Source organism: Flavobacterium collinsii (genome assembly GCF_902804485.1).
In the GTDB taxonomy this organism is placed as follows: Bacteria; Bacteroidota; Bacteroidia; order Flavobacteriales; family Flavobacteriaceae; genus Flavobacterium; species Flavobacterium collinsii.
Genome location: NZ_CADCST010000136.1, coordinates 19,905 through 37,127 on the forward strand (window position 1 = coordinate 19,905; position 17,223 = coordinate 37,127).

15 protein-coding genes are annotated in these 17,223 nt (G+C 35.3%); all 15 read left to right on the plus strand.

Translation table 11 applies throughout. The features are described from left to right. Positions 1 to 31: 31 nt before the first annotated feature. Positions 32 to 427, plus strand: a complete 396-nt coding sequence (locus tag FLA105534_RS21235) for a plasmid mobilization protein (RefSeq protein ID WP_217427720.1) — start codon at positions 32 to 34, stop codon at positions 425 to 427. Beyond that, positions 412 to 1,716 (plus strand): relaxase/mobilization nuclease domain-containing protein, encoded by a 1,305-nt coding sequence (locus FLA105534_RS21240; protein ID WP_173968087.1) that lies wholly within the window; start codon positions 412 to 414, stop codon positions 1,714 to 1,716. The genes FLA105534_RS21235 and FLA105534_RS21240 overlap by 16 nt, the downstream gene beginning before the upstream one ends. A 17-nt stretch (positions 1,717 to 1,733) precedes the next feature. Beyond that, a complete protein-coding gene (gene mobC / locus FLA105534_RS21245; RefSeq protein ID WP_173968108.1) occupies positions 1,734 to 3,716 on the plus strand; it encodes a conjugal transfer protein MobC in 1,983 nt (660 codons plus the stop codon). A 22-nt stretch (positions 3,717 to 3,738) separates the two neighbouring features. Continuing rightward, entirely contained in the window at positions 3,739 to 4,707 is a 969-nt protein-coding gene (locus FLA105534_RS21250; protein WP_246253288.1) for a PDDEXK nuclease domain-containing protein, read from the plus strand. A gap of 224 nt (positions 4,708 to 4,931) precedes the next feature. Next, positions 4,932 to 6,956 (plus strand): ATP-binding protein, encoded by a 2,025-nt coding sequence (locus FLA105534_RS21255; RefSeq protein WP_173968088.1) that lies wholly within the window; start codon positions 4,932 to 4,934, stop codon positions 6,954 to 6,956. A gap of 197 nt (positions 6,957 to 7,153) precedes the next feature. Next, a complete protein-coding gene (locus tag FLA105534_RS21260; protein ID WP_173968089.1) occupies positions 7,154 to 9,223 on the plus strand; it encodes an ATP-dependent nuclease in 2,070 nt (689 codons plus the stop codon). After that, on the plus strand, positions 9,214 to 10,914 hold the full coding sequence (locus tag FLA105534_RS21265; protein WP_173968090.1) for a UvrD-helicase domain-containing protein: 1,701 nt from the start codon (positions 9,214 to 9,216) through the stop codon (positions 10,912 to 10,914). Before FLA105534_RS21260 ends, FLA105534_RS21265 begins: the two co-directional genes overlap by 10 nt. Positions 10,915 to 11,404: 490 nt before the next feature. Then, positions 11,405 to 11,791, plus strand: a complete 387-nt coding sequence (locus FLA105534_RS21270; protein WP_173968091.1) for a single-stranded DNA-binding protein — start codon at positions 11,405 to 11,407, stop codon at positions 11,789 to 11,791. 31 nt (positions 11,792 to 11,822) lie between these two features. Then, complete coding sequence (locus FLA105534_RS21275) at positions 11,823 to 12,884, plus strand: DUF932 domain-containing protein (protein ID WP_173968092.1); 1,062 nt, start codon at positions 11,823 to 11,825, stop codon at positions 12,882 to 12,884. Between the two features lie 47 nt (positions 12,885 to 12,931). Beyond that, a complete protein-coding gene (locus tag FLA105534_RS21280; protein ID WP_173968093.1) occupies positions 12,932 to 13,138 on the plus strand; it encodes a hypothetical protein in 207 nt (68 codons plus the stop codon). Between the two features lie 4 nt (positions 13,139 to 13,142). Continuing rightward, the gene (locus FLA105534_RS21285; protein WP_173968094.1) at positions 13,143 to 13,682 is read left to right on the plus strand and encodes a prtrc system protein e; all 540 of its coding nucleotides are present in this window, start codon (positions 13,143 to 13,145) and stop codon (positions 13,680 to 13,682) included. Continuing rightward, positions 13,676 to 13,894, plus strand: coding sequence for a PRTRC system protein C (locus tag FLA105534_RS21290; protein ID WP_173968095.1), 219 nt, complete (start codon positions 13,676 to 13,678; stop codon positions 13,892 to 13,894). The genes FLA105534_RS21285 and FLA105534_RS21290 overlap by 7 nt, the downstream gene beginning before the upstream one ends. 237 nt (positions 13,895 to 14,131) lie before the next feature. Beyond that, positions 14,132 to 15,043 (plus strand): hypothetical protein, encoded by a 912-nt coding sequence (locus FLA105534_RS21295; protein ID WP_173968096.1) that lies wholly within the window; start codon positions 14,132 to 14,134, stop codon positions 15,041 to 15,043. Then, positions 15,040 to 15,648, plus strand: coding sequence for a PRTRC system protein B (locus FLA105534_RS21300; protein WP_317168231.1), 609 nt, complete (start codon positions 15,040 to 15,042; stop codon positions 15,646 to 15,648). Before FLA105534_RS21295 ends, FLA105534_RS21300 begins: the two co-directional genes overlap by 4 nt. A 103-nt stretch (positions 15,649 to 15,751) precedes the next feature. Further along, positions 15,752 to 16,555 carry a PRTRC system ThiF family protein gene (locus tag FLA105534_RS21305; RefSeq protein WP_173968097.1) on the plus strand — a complete coding sequence of 268 codons (804 nt, stop codon included), beginning with the start codon at positions 15,752 to 15,754 and terminating at the stop codon, positions 16,553 to 16,555. Positions 16,556 to 17,223: the final 668 nt, after the last annotated feature.

Consider the following 17,223-nt stretch of genomic DNA (forward strand, 5'->3'; position numbering starts at 1 on the left):
AAATAATTTGAATTAATGAGTAAAAAGAGAGATGATGGAAAGAGAAAATTCAAACAGAACACGCATAGTCGGGTTACGATTTACACCCGAAGAATATGTAAAAATTGAGCGTAAATGGAAAGCCAGTACTTCCCGAAAGCTAAGTGACTACATTCGCAGACACTTATTTGACAAACCTATTACAACTAAATTTCGTAACGAATCCCTTGACGAATTTATGCTGGAAATTATACGGCTTCGAGGGGAACTAAATGCTATTGGGAACAACTTTAATCAGGCAGTAAAAAAGCTGCATACATTGAATCAGATTTCGGAATTTAAAGTATGGATTATTAGCGCTGAACTGGATAAAAAAAACCTCTTGGAGAAGGTTGAAGAAATCAAGCAATACATCCAGCAAATTTCAGTAAGATGGTTGCGATCATAAAAACTGGACATTCGATACACAGTATTTTTAACTACAACGAAAACAAAGTAAAACAAGGAGTAGCAGAATGTATCGGCGAAGGAAATTATCCTCTGGATGTGGATAAAATGAGTGATACTATGAAACTAAACCGGTTTCTAAAACAAGTGGCTTTGAATGACAATGTAAAGCGAAACAGCGCACACATATCGCTCAACTTTGATCCTTCTGAAAACTATTCTAAAGATAAACTAATGGAGATCGCTGATTCATATATGGAAAAAATTGGTTTTGGACAGCAGCCCTATTTGGTATATCAGCATCACGATTCCGGACATCCGCACATTCACATCACCTCCATAAAAGTAAGAGCGGACGGAAGTAGAATCGATATGCATAATATAGGCCGCAATCAATCTGAAACGGCACGAAAAGAAATCGAAAAATCCTTTGGACTCGTCGCAGCTGAGGGACGTACAAAAAATCAGAATATCGAACTTCAGCCTATTTCAAAAAGCAAAGTCAGATACGGAAAAATCCAGTCCAAAAAAGCAATTTCAAATGTACTGTCTCAGGTTCTTTCGTCTTATAAATTTGCCAGCCTTGCGGAGCTCAATGCCATACTCAGACAATATAATGTTTTGGCTGACCGGGGCAATGAAAATTCAAGAATATTTAAAGCTAAAGGATTAGTGTATCGCATACTTGATGAAAATAGTAAGCCTATCGGAGTACCTATAAAGGCTAGTGACTTTTATTACAAACCAACTCTAAAGTTTTTAGAAGAAAAATTTAAATCCAATACTACCAATCAAATTTCAGATATCAGAAGGGTCAAAAATGCTATCGATATGGCTTTTTTAAGAACGAAAATATCACTTTCAGAACTGGTCAAAATACTGGAAAAAGAGGGAATCAATATCGTTTTTAGAAAAAATGCAGAAGGACTGCTTTACGGGATTACCTATGTCGACCATACCACAAAATGTATTTTTAACGGAAGTACTTTGGGCAAACAATACAGTGCGAAAGCGATAGAGGAACGCTGTGTATCGATTAATCCAGCCGAGCAAAAAAAGACCAATTTGGTTAGTAAAAAATCACAAGTAATCACATTTGAAACACCGAAGGCGGAAATAATAGCAGGCCTTTTTGGTGATGATTTTAGAGATAACAAATACGTTGGATTCGATACTATACTGGGACAGCTTTGGGATGCACTTACGCAATCTGAGCAGACCGTTGCTTACCTTCCATACGAGCTCAGAAACAAAAAGAAAAAAAGAAGAGGACAGTCTAATAATCGATAAAATTTGAAATTATGGCTATGCAGACAGGAGAAAACGAACAGGCACTTAGAAAGATCTTGGATATGACAAGACTCATCAGTATTATTATATTAGTAATCCATTTTTATTATTACTGCTACGCTGCCTTTAAGCAGTGGAATCTGGTCAGCGGGTTTAGTGATAAAATTATGGGAAATATTTACCAGACAGGATTGTTCAGTAATTTTCATAAATCTAAACTTTATGCGCTGGGATTTTTGATTATTTCCTTAATTGGTTCCAAAGGGCGAAAAGATGAAAAACTGAATTACAAAACAGCTTTCGCCTACATCATTACTGGTATTCTAATTTATTTTATTAGCGGCCTTTCACTATACCTTAAAATAGAACTGATGCTGGCAGCAATTACCTACATGACTCTAACGTCTGGCGGATTTCTTCTGATGCTTTCCGGCGGTACGTTATTATCGCGTATTATAAAAAACAGGCTCAACAGTAAAGACATTTTTAATAAAGAAAATGAAACTTTTCCTCAGGAAGAAAGATTACTAGAGAATGAATATTCTATTAATCTCCCTGCCAAATATCATTTAAAAGATAAGATAAGGGACAGTTGGATAAATATTATTAATCCCTTTAGGGGATTACTGGTTTCAGGTACTCCCGGATCCGGAAAATCTTATTTTGTCATACGTCACGTTATTACCCAGCACATACGTAAAAAATTCACGATGTTTGTCTATGATTTCAAGTTTGATGACCTGACCAGAATTGTATACAATACATGGCTTAATTACAAACACCTCTATCCGAAATTACCTCAGTTTTATGTTATTAATTTTGATGATCTGACCCGAACCAACCGCTGTAATCCATTAGAACCTTCAGGTATGAGTGATATTACCGATGCCTCTGAATCAGCACGTACTATTCTGCTCGGACTCAACAGGGAATGGATCAAAAGACAGGGTGATTTTTTTGTGGAATCTCCGATTAATTTTCTCTCAGCAATAATATGGTATCTGCGGAAATATAAAGACGGTGAATTCTGTACGCTTCCCCATGTAATTGAGCTCATGCAGGTTGATTACGATGATCTTTTTACACTGCTCCGGACGGAAAAAGAAATAGAGGTACTTATTAATCCTTTTGTCAATGCCTACCTAAATAATGTAATGGACCAATTGGAGGGGCAGATTGCTTCGGCAAAAATTGCCATGGCAAGGCTTTCCTCACCGCAATTGTATTATGTTTTATCGGGCAGCGATTTCACATTGGACATCAATAATCCGGAAGATCCTAAGATCGTATGTATGGGTAATAATCCACAGAAAATTCAGATTTATGGAGCTGTATTATCACTTTATGTAAACCGATTGGTAAAGCAGGTAAACCAAAAAAACAAACAGAAAAGCAGTTTGATATTCGATGAATTTCCAACGATTTATCTCAACAATATGGACAGTCTAATTGCAACTGCAAGAAGTAATAAAGTAGCAACCTGTTTGGGAATTCAGGATTTTAGCCAGCTGCGTAAAGATTATGGACGGGAACAGGCGGATGTGATTATGAATATTGTTGGGAACATAGTCAGCGGACAGGTTACCGGAGATACAGCCAAGCAATTATCAGAGCGTTTTGGAAAAATTATGCAGGACAGGGAAAGCCTTTCGATTAATAGCGGAGATACGTCTATAAGTCGTTCCAAACAATTGGAATCGGCAGTGCCACCATCCAAAATTTCCGGACTTAGTTCCGGTGAATTCGTGGGTATGGTAGCGGATGATCCTGATTGTAAAATCGAACTCAAAACATTTCATTCTGAAATAATAAATGACCATGAAGCACTGAAAAAAGAACAGGATAATTATGTTGATATACCTGTAATTCGCAAAGTTGATAATGCAATGGTACAACGCAATTACTTGCAAATAAAAAAGGATATCAAGGATATCATTTATGCTGAAAAGGAAAGATTGTTAAATGATATTGAACTAAGCCATTTAGTAATTAAGAAGTAATAATAAATTAAAATCAGAAGTAATGATACACGAACAATTTACGGATATTATCCAATTAATAAAACAATCCAGATATAAAGCTATTACAGCTGTTAATACTGAAATGATTAATCTGTACTGGAATATTGGGCAGTATATTCACAATCGTATCGAAACAGCAGAATGGGGAAAATCAGTCGTAAAAGAACTGGCTGATTTTTTACAGAAAAGCGAACCTGATTTAAAAGGATTTTCAGATGCTAATCTTTGGCGCATGAGACAGTTTTATGAAATTTATAGAGCTACACCAAAACTCGCACCACTGGTGCGAGAAATTAACTGGTCTAATAATCTAGTAATCTTTTCAAGGTGCAAAACAGTTGAAGAACGGGAGTTTTATCTCAGCTTTTCTAAAAGGGAAAACTATAGCAAAAGAGAGCTTGAACGCCAAATTTCATCCAGTCTTTTCGAAAGAACAATGATTGGAAATTCAAAACTCGCACTAGTGGTGCGAGAAATACATCCTGAAGTTAACAATACTTTCAAAGACAGTTATATTTTTGATTTTTTAAACCTTCCAGAATCTTATAGCGAGAATGAATTACAACAAGGACTCATTAAACAAATGAAAAATTTTATTTTGGAATTAGGGAAAGATTTTATCTTCATTGATCAGGAATATAAATTGCAGGTTGGCAATAGCGATTTTTATATTGATCTTTTATTTTATCACAGAGGATTGCAATGTTTAGTTGCTTTTGAGCTTAAGGGTGATAAATTCAAACCCGAACATTTGGGTCAGTTAAATTTTTATCTGGAGGCACTTGACCAGGATGTTAAGAAATCGCATGAAAACCCAAGTATTGGAATACTATTATGTACAGATAAAGACAGTAAGGTTGTTGAGTATGCCCTTAATAGAAGTTTGTCCTCAACTATGGTTGCTGAATATAGAATTCAACTTCCGGACAAACAATTTTTACAGAAAAAATTAAAAGAATTACTAAAGTAGAATATCTATCAATGTCAATCTTTCAGACTGTTAATTCTCTCTTTTCAAATTCCAATATTCTTAAACGAGTGTCAGAAGATTTTAGATCATGTAATTAAAAAACGGAATATTTTAATATATGGCATACACCTATACATAGGTGCAGTTAATCAATTTACAATATATAAAGATAAATTAATTACTATCTTCGTATCCATAGTGCATTTTAATTTTGATTACAGAAAATGAAAAATAAAGCAAACATAAGTAATAGCAGTATTGATTCGGCAGGTATTCCAAAGGACTACAAGCAGGCTATATCAGAATTAATTTGGAACGGTTTCGATGCAAAGGCTACAAAAGTTAATATAATTTTCGAACCTAATGAGATTGATTCTATTGAAAAGATTATTGTTTCAGATAATGGAGAAGGAATCGATTTACAAAACTTAAGTTCTACCTTTGGAAGTTTCCTGGATTCTCTTAAAAGAAATTCATATCAACGCTCTTCTTACAACAGAGGTAAAAAGGGTAAAGGACGTTTTTCCTTTTCTACATTTGCTACTAAAGCAACTTGGCATACCATTTATAAGCATGAAGGAAAACTGTTTGAATACGATATTATCATCAATAAAGCCAGAAAAGATGAGTATGATGATACCAATAAAAAAGTTTCTAAGGCTTCACAAACCGGAACTAACGTACTTTTAGAAGATTTGTTCAATGTAACTGTATACTCATTCTCCAGCGAAGAATTTAAAAATTTCCTTTCTAAAGAATTTGGCTGGTTTCTATTTTTAAATAAAGACTCAGGATATACTTTAGAAATCAATGGAGAACCTATACTATATGAACAATTTATACCGGATAGTGATAAGAAAGAATTAATCATTATAGACGAGAACAAAAAAGAACATAAGTTTCTTGTTACCTATCTTCGATGGTCTGATAGTATTGGTGACAAGTATTTCTATTACTTCTTGAATTCAGAAAAACGTGAAATCCTTAAAAAATTAACGACTTACAATAATAATGCAATTGCCTTCCATCATAGCGTTTTCATTGAGTCCGTCTTTTTTGATTCTTTCGATTCAAACGTTGATGATAATGAAAATAATAATTTGTTTAGCCCGCTTGAGAACAATAAAACGTTTAAAGTATTGATGGCTGATTTAAATGAATTGTTATTCAGAAAGCAAAAAGATTTCATTAGGGGAAATGCAGCAGAAGAGTTGGTATCAAGGCTGGAAACAAAAGGTGTATTTCCAAAATTTTCAAATAATAAATATGATCTGGAAAGAAAACGTGATCTGATTACTGTAGTTAAAGAATTATACTGTGTACAGCCGAAAGTTTTTAAAGGGTTAAAATCTGAGCAGGAAAAAACTTTTTTGGGTTTCCTTAACCTTTTACTCGATACAGATGAACGTGAAAACATATTGACAATAATTGAAGGTATTGTAAATCTTTCAGCCCAAGAACGAAGTGAGTTGGTAACTGTATTAAAAAAGAGTAGTTTTTCAAAAATACTCCATACCATCAAATTGATAGAAAACAGATTCAAAACTGTCGAGCTTCTAGGTAAACTAGTTTTCGATCTAAAAAAATTCACGACCGAAAGAAATCATATCCAAATAGCTATTGAAGAAAGTTATTGGCTTTTCGGTGAACAATACCATCTTGCCTCGGCCGATGAGCATTTTCAGCATCTTTTAAGTCAATATTTATACATTATTGATGAAGAAAAAGAACCGAAACAACTAACTGATTATGATTGGAAAAGAAGGCCCGATATTTTTATGTGCCGCAAAAACAACATCCCTGATTCGCGCGATTCAGAATATCACATGGAAGAAAATATAATGGTCGAATTAAAGAGGCCATCAGTTACTATTGGCAAAGAACAGTTTAGGCAGATTGATGATTACCTCGATTTTATAATGAAACAGGATCAATTCAATAGTCAGACGCGTAAATGGAAATTCTATGTAATCAGTAATAAAGTAGATTCTTATATTGACAAGCAATATGAAGCTTTTAAAGACAAAGGGAAAAAATTTCTAGTACATCAATCTGGAAAATATGAAATATTTGCTTTGACATGGGATGATCTCTTCAGAACCTTTGAAATCAAACATAAATATCTTTTGGAAAAATTACAATTTGATAAAACTGCAATAAATGAGGAGTTGAAATTAAAAGGGATAAGTTTTGACTTGAGCCATTCCGATGCTATAACAAAAGAAATTATAGATATATCAAAAAATTAATATCATCTAAAAAACCTAAAATATAAGCTATGAAAGATATTTTTATACCTTCTATTTTTAAATATAAACTTGGAAGAGTAAATTACAATTAATGATGCTAATACATTACGGTTTTCCGTACAAAACTGCATTTCAAATCGATTATATTTGTTAGTCCATTTAAACTATAAAAAAGGGACTAATCAATAATCAGTAAAATGTATATATCCAAAATAGATATTAAAAACTTCAGAAATTTCAAAGAAAGTGAAATTCAGTTTAATGAAGGTGTAAATGTTATCATAGGTCATAATAATGCAGGAAAGACGAACTTATTAAAAGCACTTTCATTAGTAATTGATTACAAAGGAATTAAACGTCTTGAAACAGATGATTTTAATAAATCCATTACAATCGATGAACTAAAATTAAATCCTCCAAAAATTAGCATCTCGGTTAAAATAAACAAAGGAACTCACGTCGAACCTGATGACCTTGTAACGATTGGCAATTGGCTCACCAAATTAGAAAGATCATATGAGGCATTACTAACATATGAGTTTTTCTTGCCTGAAAAAGAAATTCCAGGCTACCTTGTGGCAATAAACGCAATAGTCGAAACAGATGCTATCAAAGCCAGAGAAAAGGCATGGAAAATCATTAAACATGATTTTATAAGACTCTATACCCACAAAATTTGGGGTGGCGAAATTTCAAATCAAGCGGCAGCTGATAGCGAATCCTTGCAAAAGTTTGATTTCCAGTTTTTAGATGCTATCAGAGATGTTGAAAGAGATATGCTAACGGGCAGGAATACACTCCTTAGAGATGTTTTTGATTTTTTTATGGATTATGAAATAAAAAATGAGCCCGAAGCAACCAAATCAAAAACTGCTAAACTGGCAGAAATTAAGCTTCGTAAACTTGCTTTTTCTGATAAAGCTGAAGAGTTGATAGGTATGTTACAGGCGCGAATGGATCAAGGGAAAAAGCAGATATTATCTTACGCAAACGAAACGGGAGCATCATTCAACAAAGCAAAACCAAATTTTGAAGGCAGTATGAGCGATGTTGAAATGTTTTCAGTCCTCAAACTAATTGTGGAATACGAAAGCGGAATCAAAATTCCAGCTACACATAATGGATTAGGTTACAATAATTTGATCTATATGTCTCTTTTACTTGCAAAAATGCAGGTCAATTCAAACGGCGCTTATATGGGAAGTAACTCTAAAGTTTTCGCAACTTTAGCAATAGAAGAACCTGAGGCTCATCTTCATCCAGCAATGCAGTATAAATTTTTAAAATTCCTTAAACAAAACAAAAAAGAAAACAAAGTAAGGCAGATATTTGTTACCTCGCACTCTACAAATATTACATCGGCAGTTTCATTAGATGAAATTATTTGCCTACATAATGAAAATGGTATTACGACAATTGGGTATCCGGGAAAAGTTTTTCCTGACGAGAAAAGTAAAAAATATGTACAACGCTTCTTAGATGCAACAAAATCAGATATGCTTTTCGCTAAAAATGTAATATTGGTTGAAGGTCTTGCCGAACAGTTACTGATGTCTGTATTTGCCCAATATGAAAATAAATCACTAGAAGATAATCATACTGCCATAATTAATGTTGGTGGACGTTTTTTTGATCATTTTCTGCATCTTTTCGACAGTACGAAACCACATACAATCCATAAAAAAGTTGCCTGTATCACTGATAGAGACCCTGAAAGCAAAGTTAAAATCAAAGGAAAATTTAAAAAATGCTATCCATATGAATACAACCAGGATGTAACTGTATATGACTATACATTCAATACCGCTTCTTTAAAATATCCTGCAGGATCACATGCAAACATTACATTTTTTACTCAGGATGAATCTAAAGGAAAAACTCTAGAGTATGATTTATTAATCACTAATCCGGCATCCGATTTATTATTAACAGAATCAATTAGTAACCACAAAGAAATATTAGAACTAATGAAATTATACTCTGATGGAAAACCTTCTGGTGATTTAATTGCGATTTTAAGATCTAGCGATGAAAATAAAAGAATAATTGAAAGTATTACGGCTGCTGACACAGCCCTTTGGGATGATGAAAATAAAAAGAAGGCAATTATTGCATCACGTTATTTAAATTCTGTGGGTAAAGGTGAAAATGCATTAGATTTAGCGTATGCTTTACTAGAAAATATAGAAATAAAAAAAGATCCAGCATACAAAGATTTTGTTGTACCCGGCTATATTAAAGAAGCAATCAATTGGATATGTCAGTAATAGAAATAACTTCGGAAAGTAAACTAGAAAATATTGAACAGCACTTTCGTGTTTCTGCAGGCCCTGGAGCTGGTAAAACCCATTGGCTCAGTGAGCATATAAAAAATATTTTACACAGATCTGCTCGACTGGAAAAAACCAGAAAAATAGCCTGTATTACCTATACTAATATAGCTGTAGAAACAATACTTACCAGATTAGGAACATCCGCAGAACGTGCTGAAATTTCAACAATTCACAGTTTTTTATATAAACAAATTCTAAAACCTTATGCACCGCTTATCGCTTCGGAATATGGTCTAAACATCTCGGAAATGGATGGACATGACGATGTTATTTTATCTAATTACGGATTTCTTAATGAGTGGAAAACTAAAACTGGACAACAGCGTATTAGGGAAGACAATTTAATAGTAAAAGCTTTTAAAGCAATCAAATGGAAATTTGATACGAGTGGGAATTTAGTAGCTATGACAGATTATCCCCATAAGGTAGGATCATATTCAATTAAAACCGCTTCTTATTTTGAGTACAAGAAAATGACATGGGAAAAAGGTATGATACACCATGATGATGTGTTATTTTTTAGTTATCAGATAATAAAGAAATTCCCTTTCGTTCTTGAAGTTCTACGAGCAAAATTCCCTTATATCTTTATTGATGAATTTCAAGATAGTAGCCCTATACAAGTAGCAATTTTTAGAGAAATCGGAATGCATGAAAGCATAATAGGAATTATCGGTGACAAAGCGCAGTCAATATATAAATTTCAGGGAGCAGATCCAACTCAATTTCAACTCTTTCAACTACCAGACATGGTTAACTATGTGATGAAAGAAAACAGAAGAAGTACTAATGAGATTATTGATGCTCTTAATCTAATTCGAGCTGATATAAAGCAGGAAAAATATAGGAACGAATCCAATATGAAACCAATGATAATTGTTGGTGAAATTATTTCCGCTTCACAAAAGGTTAAACTATTGTGTACTAATGAACCTATATATTCATTGTCAAGGGATAATATTACGGCAAATGTAATGAAAAAAGAAGTTTCCGGCATTCATAATTCAAAGCTGTTCGAGGAATTAGCTGATGTAGATAAAGCCAGTAGTAGCAATAAATACCGAAGTAAAATTGTCGCAATATGTATCAAAGCAATTGAATATGCAAAGGAAGGAAAATTCAAAGACGCAATTAAGGAGATGGAAAAAGAGTTTAAAACTAGAACTGATCCATCTATTGGTAGACGGGTTTGTTTAGATCATATCGTTTTCCTTCTTTCAGAGTATGATAATTATAAAAATGGGAGCCTATTTAATTTCTTTACTATTCTCAAGCGCGACATAAAGCCCGAAATTTCAGATTTAAGAAGTGGTGGTGCCAAGACATTTTATGATGCTCATTCGTATGAACAGATGTCTCTATGTGTCAAAATACCAGAAGACTTAAGCCATGATAAAACAATACACAAAGCAAAGGGTGATGAATTTGACAACGTTTTATTGATCCTTTCTGAAGAGAAAGACCTACTATTTATATTAAATCCCGATATAGAAAACAATGAAGAACACAGGATAAATTATGTGGGAGTAAGCAGGGCAAAAAATAAGCTCTTTATATCAGTCCCTGAACTGAGTGATGCCAATAAAATAGCGTTGCAATCGAAATTTCAAATAGAAATCCTTTAGTTATTATAACAAATGCTCTCAGCATCTAGTTGCCGGATATTCAAAATTAAAATATTCATGACTCATTTATCTGCCTGTGATTTCAAATGCGTTACATGCTAGTTCCAAAGCCTAAAAAAATCTGATACAAAAAGTATCAGATTTTTTTTTTTGTTCAAAAAACGTCGCAAAATCTTCTTAAGGCTATGCTAATTTTAGAACTCTCCTAATAAATATAGTCTAACTAAATTCCAATTAAAGTCCATTAAGATTTTTTTTAAAGCTTTCTACTCGAAACGGACTAAAAGGGCAGCTAAGATAGTGGCTCAAGCATGCTGCGTGCGCATAATGGCGGCGCTTCCCTTGCCACCCTTCGGGACTTATAGCACTTGCGCATCCTTAATCCACTGGCATCTTGCTTTCTTTTTTTCCGTTTTTCTTTTGAAAACAATTTTTGTTAGGGCAGAATTAGAGAAAAATTAAACAGTAGTAATCTTTAAATATTAAAATTATGGAAATCACAGGACGAGTAACAGCAGATGCATCAGTTCAAAAAGTGAACAGTGAAAAACAAGTGGTCAATTTCAGTATTGCCATCAATGACAACTACAAGCCTAAAGGCAGTACCGAAGTAAAAGAAGTAACAACCTATATCAATTGTTCGTATTGGTTGAATGCCAATACAGCACAGTGGCTTAAAAAAGGAACTCTCGTACAGCTCTTTGGGCGCATTGGTTTGAACGTGTACAATAACAACGAAGGTGTAGCAATGGGCACTTTGACCTTTCACACCAATAATATTAAAATTTTGGTTTTTCCTAAAAAAGAAGAAACAGCTAAAGCCAGTTCAGCAGTAAAGGAAAAGAAAGCAAAAAAAGCACAGGACGTACCTTTTTAACAAACATAACAATCACTTAAAATTTAACATCATGGCACACCATATAAATTACAACGAGCAGTCAGGAAAACATAGTTTTTTCAGCACTAAACAAACAGCATGGCACAATTTAGGACAGATCATTACCGATTATCCAACAAGCGCCGAAGCTATTTTACACGCAGGTTTGGATTATGAAGTAGAAAAACGAAAGCTATTTACACCCACTTCAGCCGAAATTATTTTGGATAATGAAAGCATTCACAATAAAATAGAAGTCCCGAATTATTTCACTACGGTGCGCACCGATAATGATGCCGTACTCGGTGTGGTAGGCAAAGATTACCAGATTGTACAAAACAGGGATGCCTTTTCTTTTTTTGACAGCATCGTAGGCGGTGACGGAATTTTATATGAAACCGCAGGAGCACTTGGAAAAGGAGAACGCATTTTTATAACAGCTAAACTGCCTGATTATATCAGAGTTGGTAACGATGATTTGATTGAAAAATATCTTTTCCTGACCACTTCCCATGATGGAAGCGGAAGCATAACTGCAGCATTCACGCCTATCCGTATCGTATGCAACAATACCCTTAATGCCGCTATGAACAACAAGACCAACACCATTCGTATTCGTCATACTTCTAATGCTAAACAGCGTTTGGAACAGGCGCACAAAGTAATGGGTATATCCGATAGGCTCTCAGCGCAGATGGAATCCATTTTTAACCATTGGACAAAAATCAGAATCAGGGACAATGAAGTTAAAAAGCTGATACAGTCTGCCCTTGTTCCGAGCAAAGAGGTACTGAAAACCATACAAGATGGTAAAGAGGATGAACTTTCAACTTGTTTTACCAATATGGTCGATAGTGCTTTCGAGTACGCTATGAGCAACCCCACACAATTGATGGACACCACAAAAGGAACTGTCTTTGGGGCGTACAATGCCGTAACGGGTTATTTCCAGAATATGAGAAATTACAAAGATGAGGAAGCAAAATTAACTTCCCTTTTGATGGGAGGCACAGCGCAGATTCGCACACAATCCGCTTTTAACCTTTGTGTGGATTTTGCAAGTAAAGGTTCAGATGCTTTAATTCTTAATTAACCAATTAGGACAGGCAGGTTATGCCTGTCCTTTTAAACCCTGACTGCATGATACAGATAGAAGATAAAAACGGAGAAAATGTAGAGGTTACCAATTTAGCCGAAGCGATAAAGCAGGCAGACTATTTTAGAAATTTTTCCCATACGGACAAAATCTTTGAAAAGTTTGACAAGAAACGACAAGCCTATTGGCAGGATATCTATGAAAAGCTAATGAAAATTAGTGATTTAGAAGTAAAAGAAAACAAACAGTAAAGCCATGGAAACCAATTTTTTTAAAGCAGTCCTTTCCTTGCAGGTCGCAGGGAATTGGAAAATAAACATAGCCAGGGAAGATACCGACAAATTCATTGTATCGGTATTATTTTTTAACGATACCGTTGGCGATGATGCCCGAAAAAAAGTACCGCCAATTTTGCTCAAAGGTACGGCTGAGGAACTCGACAAAGGATTTTTTCAGGCGATTGAAGCCCCTGTACAAAATACCGCACAGCTTTTTGCCAATATGGAGCAGTTCCTTAAAGAAAAAGAGCAGGCAAAAGTGAGTTCGCAGATGGAAAAAGACAACATTCTCAAAAAGGATAAGGAAAAATCCGAATTGCAGAAGCAGTATGAATCAGCCATGAAAAAAGCAGAAGAACTCGAAACGGCAGGGAAATTTAAAGAAGCATGGATGAAAGTACCAAATGCTGAACTCTATCCTGAATACAAGGATATTATTCACGCCCGCAAAGCAGAGCTTTCCGATAAATTTCCAATAGACCTTTTCAATGACCCTAATACAGATGAACCATGTTAACAGCAACCACCTTAGAGCGCATATTTATTTTCAGGGATAAAGAAACAGATATTAAACTCGCTGATCCATCCCCGTCATTCAGTCCCGAAGCGGTATTGAACTTTTATGCACAGACCTATCCCATCCTGACCACTGCATCCATAGAGGGACCCGTTATAAATGATGATGCTGTGCAGTACAAATTTGTATCAAAGATCGGAACAAAAGGATAAACCATGAAAACGAAAACGATAACAGGCAGTATCAGACTGCCAAAAAATAAAAAGGTTATGCAGACTATACAGACATTTAGGGACATGGGCAGAAAACGCAGACCGGCTTGCAGATGCGCAGGAAGTAAAAAACAGTCCAAACAGTTCGGCTCCGCTCGACCTTTTGCCGATGGTTTTTTAAGGCATTCCTTTCTGCCTTTATTCGAAATGGGTAAAAAAATACCAAACCAAAATCAGATGGAAAAAAATTTTTTCAGTTCGCTTGCCCTGCTGACAAGACTGTATGGTTTTGAAGTTTTGGACACCACAGGCAAATCCTATCCCTATAACATACTCTTGGCACATTCAGATGCTCAGAAACAGCTAAATAGTTTGGGTTGCGATATTGAATTGTCCATTATGCAGGATGATGATGGAAGTGTAAAATTAGCAACCAAACATAGTTATAATACATGCAATACCCTGTACTATATTCCTGTACTGCCCCTGTACAGGCTGTTGCAAAACAGGAAACAAAAACAAACCGCAGAATTACTGCTCTCTGTTTTTGCCTATCTCTACCATATTGCAGGGATTCCCTATTACAGGGAAGACAGCAGTTGTCTGTATTTCCATTATGAATGTATGGAAGAATGGCTCATTGATGAATTGGAGGATGAAGAGTGCCAAGGCGGAAATAGTATGATTTCAGAATTAAACACGGCTTCTTATTATGGAGATGTGATGCACCGTAAAATGTACAATCCGTATCATTTAAACGTCTTTCAAAAACGTATCGACAGTTATAAATCCAATACTGATTTTGAAAAAGACTGTCTGAGTGTTGCTAAGCAGGCATTGGCACTAATGATCGAATATCCTGCGGGCACTATTTTTCAAAGTACATCAAATCGGGAATTTGAAAGCGAGGAAGGAATTATAAGGGCAGAACAGTACATTTCTTTTATCGCAGATACCGATGGAGCACTTTATGAAAATATTGCACGGGTAATCAATGATGAATTTAATGAATGCTCCGAAATAGAAGAACCGACACTCCTGCAAATTTATGATGCCCAAAACGAATTAACGCAAAAAGCGCTAGATTTTGAACACAGATTGTTTCCGCTTTTAAATGATGTATGCACCCTTTTAAACAATATGCCATGAAAGATATAACCCAAAAATTCGGAAGCCTATACAATCCCGTAAAAGCCTTTGTAGTCTATCAGAAAGATACCGCTGAAAAATCCATTTATGTGGAAGCCTATAACATGGATAAAAATGGCTGTCCCATAAATGCCCATCCCTTAAGCCTTAAAGAAAGTACACAGCTTGCCAGTGCCCTTGATACCTCAGACGAACTCACACGTAAATTTCTAAAGCCATCAGGACTGTTACCTAAAAATGTACTGCACCTCAATCCCGAGCACGATGGTTCTGCTATTTGGTACACCCCTGCTCAAAAAGTCATTTTATTTTTTGTGGAAAGTTTAGGGATTACAAACGGCGATGCATTCGTACCGCCTTTGCTTTGGAAAGCCTCTAAAAGTACCCTTTATATTTATGCAATAGATAACGAAACGCAGATAAACGAACAGACTAAGTTATATCATGCACCCTTTTTTAATGTATACACCGATGGCAGGGTCTGTATGGGTACGGTATCTATAAACATAAAATCCAACTGCCACTTGGAAGAGTTTATTGCGCTGTGGGAACAGTATTTTTTAACAGCTATTTCAGTCATCTCATTGGAAGTAAAAGTCCTGTAAAAGGGAACATTATTCAGCTTTGGCAGAAACTTGTGGGTAGTGCCAAACCGTTTCAAATAAAATCCTTACTCAAAAATGATTTAACCATTAAAAATACACTATCATGAACACTCAAAAAACAATGCATTACACACACAATTACCTGATAAACCCGACTAATCCCATAACGGTAAATCTCATTGGCGCAGGAGGAACAGGAAGCAGGATGCTGACCGAACTCGCAAGAATGAACCACAGCCTTATCGCTTTGGGTCATGCAGGATTGCAGGTTCATTTATTTGATGATGATGTGGTTACTCAGGCCAATCAGGGGCGACAGCTTTTTGCAGATGCTGAGGTTGGACTGCCCAAAGCCGTGGCACTCATCAACCGCACCAACCGTTTTTTCGGCACGAACTGGAAAGCAGTAACCGAGCAGTTCGCAGTAGCGAATCTGAAATCACTTCCCAATCGTGGCAGGGCAAATCTGTACATCAGTTGTGTGGATACCATATCAGCACGTTTTGATATTGCAGATTTTCTGCTGAATTGTAATGGAAACAGCGATTTTGAGCGTACCAAATCACTCTATTGGATAGACCTCGGCAATGCCCAAAATACTGGACAGGCGATACTTTCTACCATCAGCGAAATCCAACAGCCTGATTCCAAACTATATAGGACTGTGCCGAGTCTTCCAATGGTAACAGATGAATTTAAGGAATTACTCGAAGTACAGAGCGATAAAAATGAGCCGAGCTGTTCCCTTGCCGAGGCACTTGAAAAACAGGATTTGTTTATTAACAGTACACTTGCTAGTATGGGGGCATCGCTTTTATGGAAGCTCTTTCGTGAAGGGATGATCTCCCAAAGGGGATTTTTTCTGAATTTAGGAAGTTTTAAATCAGAACCCATAATGGTGGGCTGATGCCCGCCGCCCCGCAATTGGCTTCCTTTGGTCTGGCAATTGCGGAGCGCTTTAAAATGGAACAACATCGTTAATTATATTGCTCATTACCCAATCGCAATATAATTAACGATGTTTGTGTTTTACTATTTTGGACACTTTCGATAATTGTTATGCAAACCAAAAGCGGATACACAATTGAGAATCTTCGCAAACTGTCAATTATCACGATACTACAGGCAAGGAATTTAAACTAGGATAAAATTATTCTTACGTGAATTGGAGATTCATATAATGTGCAACCCTCAGAAGAATTAGACTCAATATTTGGAGCTTTCTATGCTATTAATTTATCTCCCAAAATAGTACTTAGAAATCTAACGAAGCTTGCAGAATTTAAGATGTTGCCACTAGACAGTTGTACAAGAATGGTCTTGATGGTGCAGACGATTTTTAATGTGCTTTGCATTAGGGTAAGAAAACATCGTTTTAAATTAAATCAATAATTTTTAGAATTTCAAAACCAAAATGATTTTACACTAAAAAAGAAAAACCAATTATAGCTAATATCATAATTATAAAAAAAACTTACATACAAATTACATTTAATTCGTTTGTATTTATTGTCAATTTGAGCAAACTTCAAATTTAAATTAAGTTTTTCTTCATCAACGATATTTTTACATTTA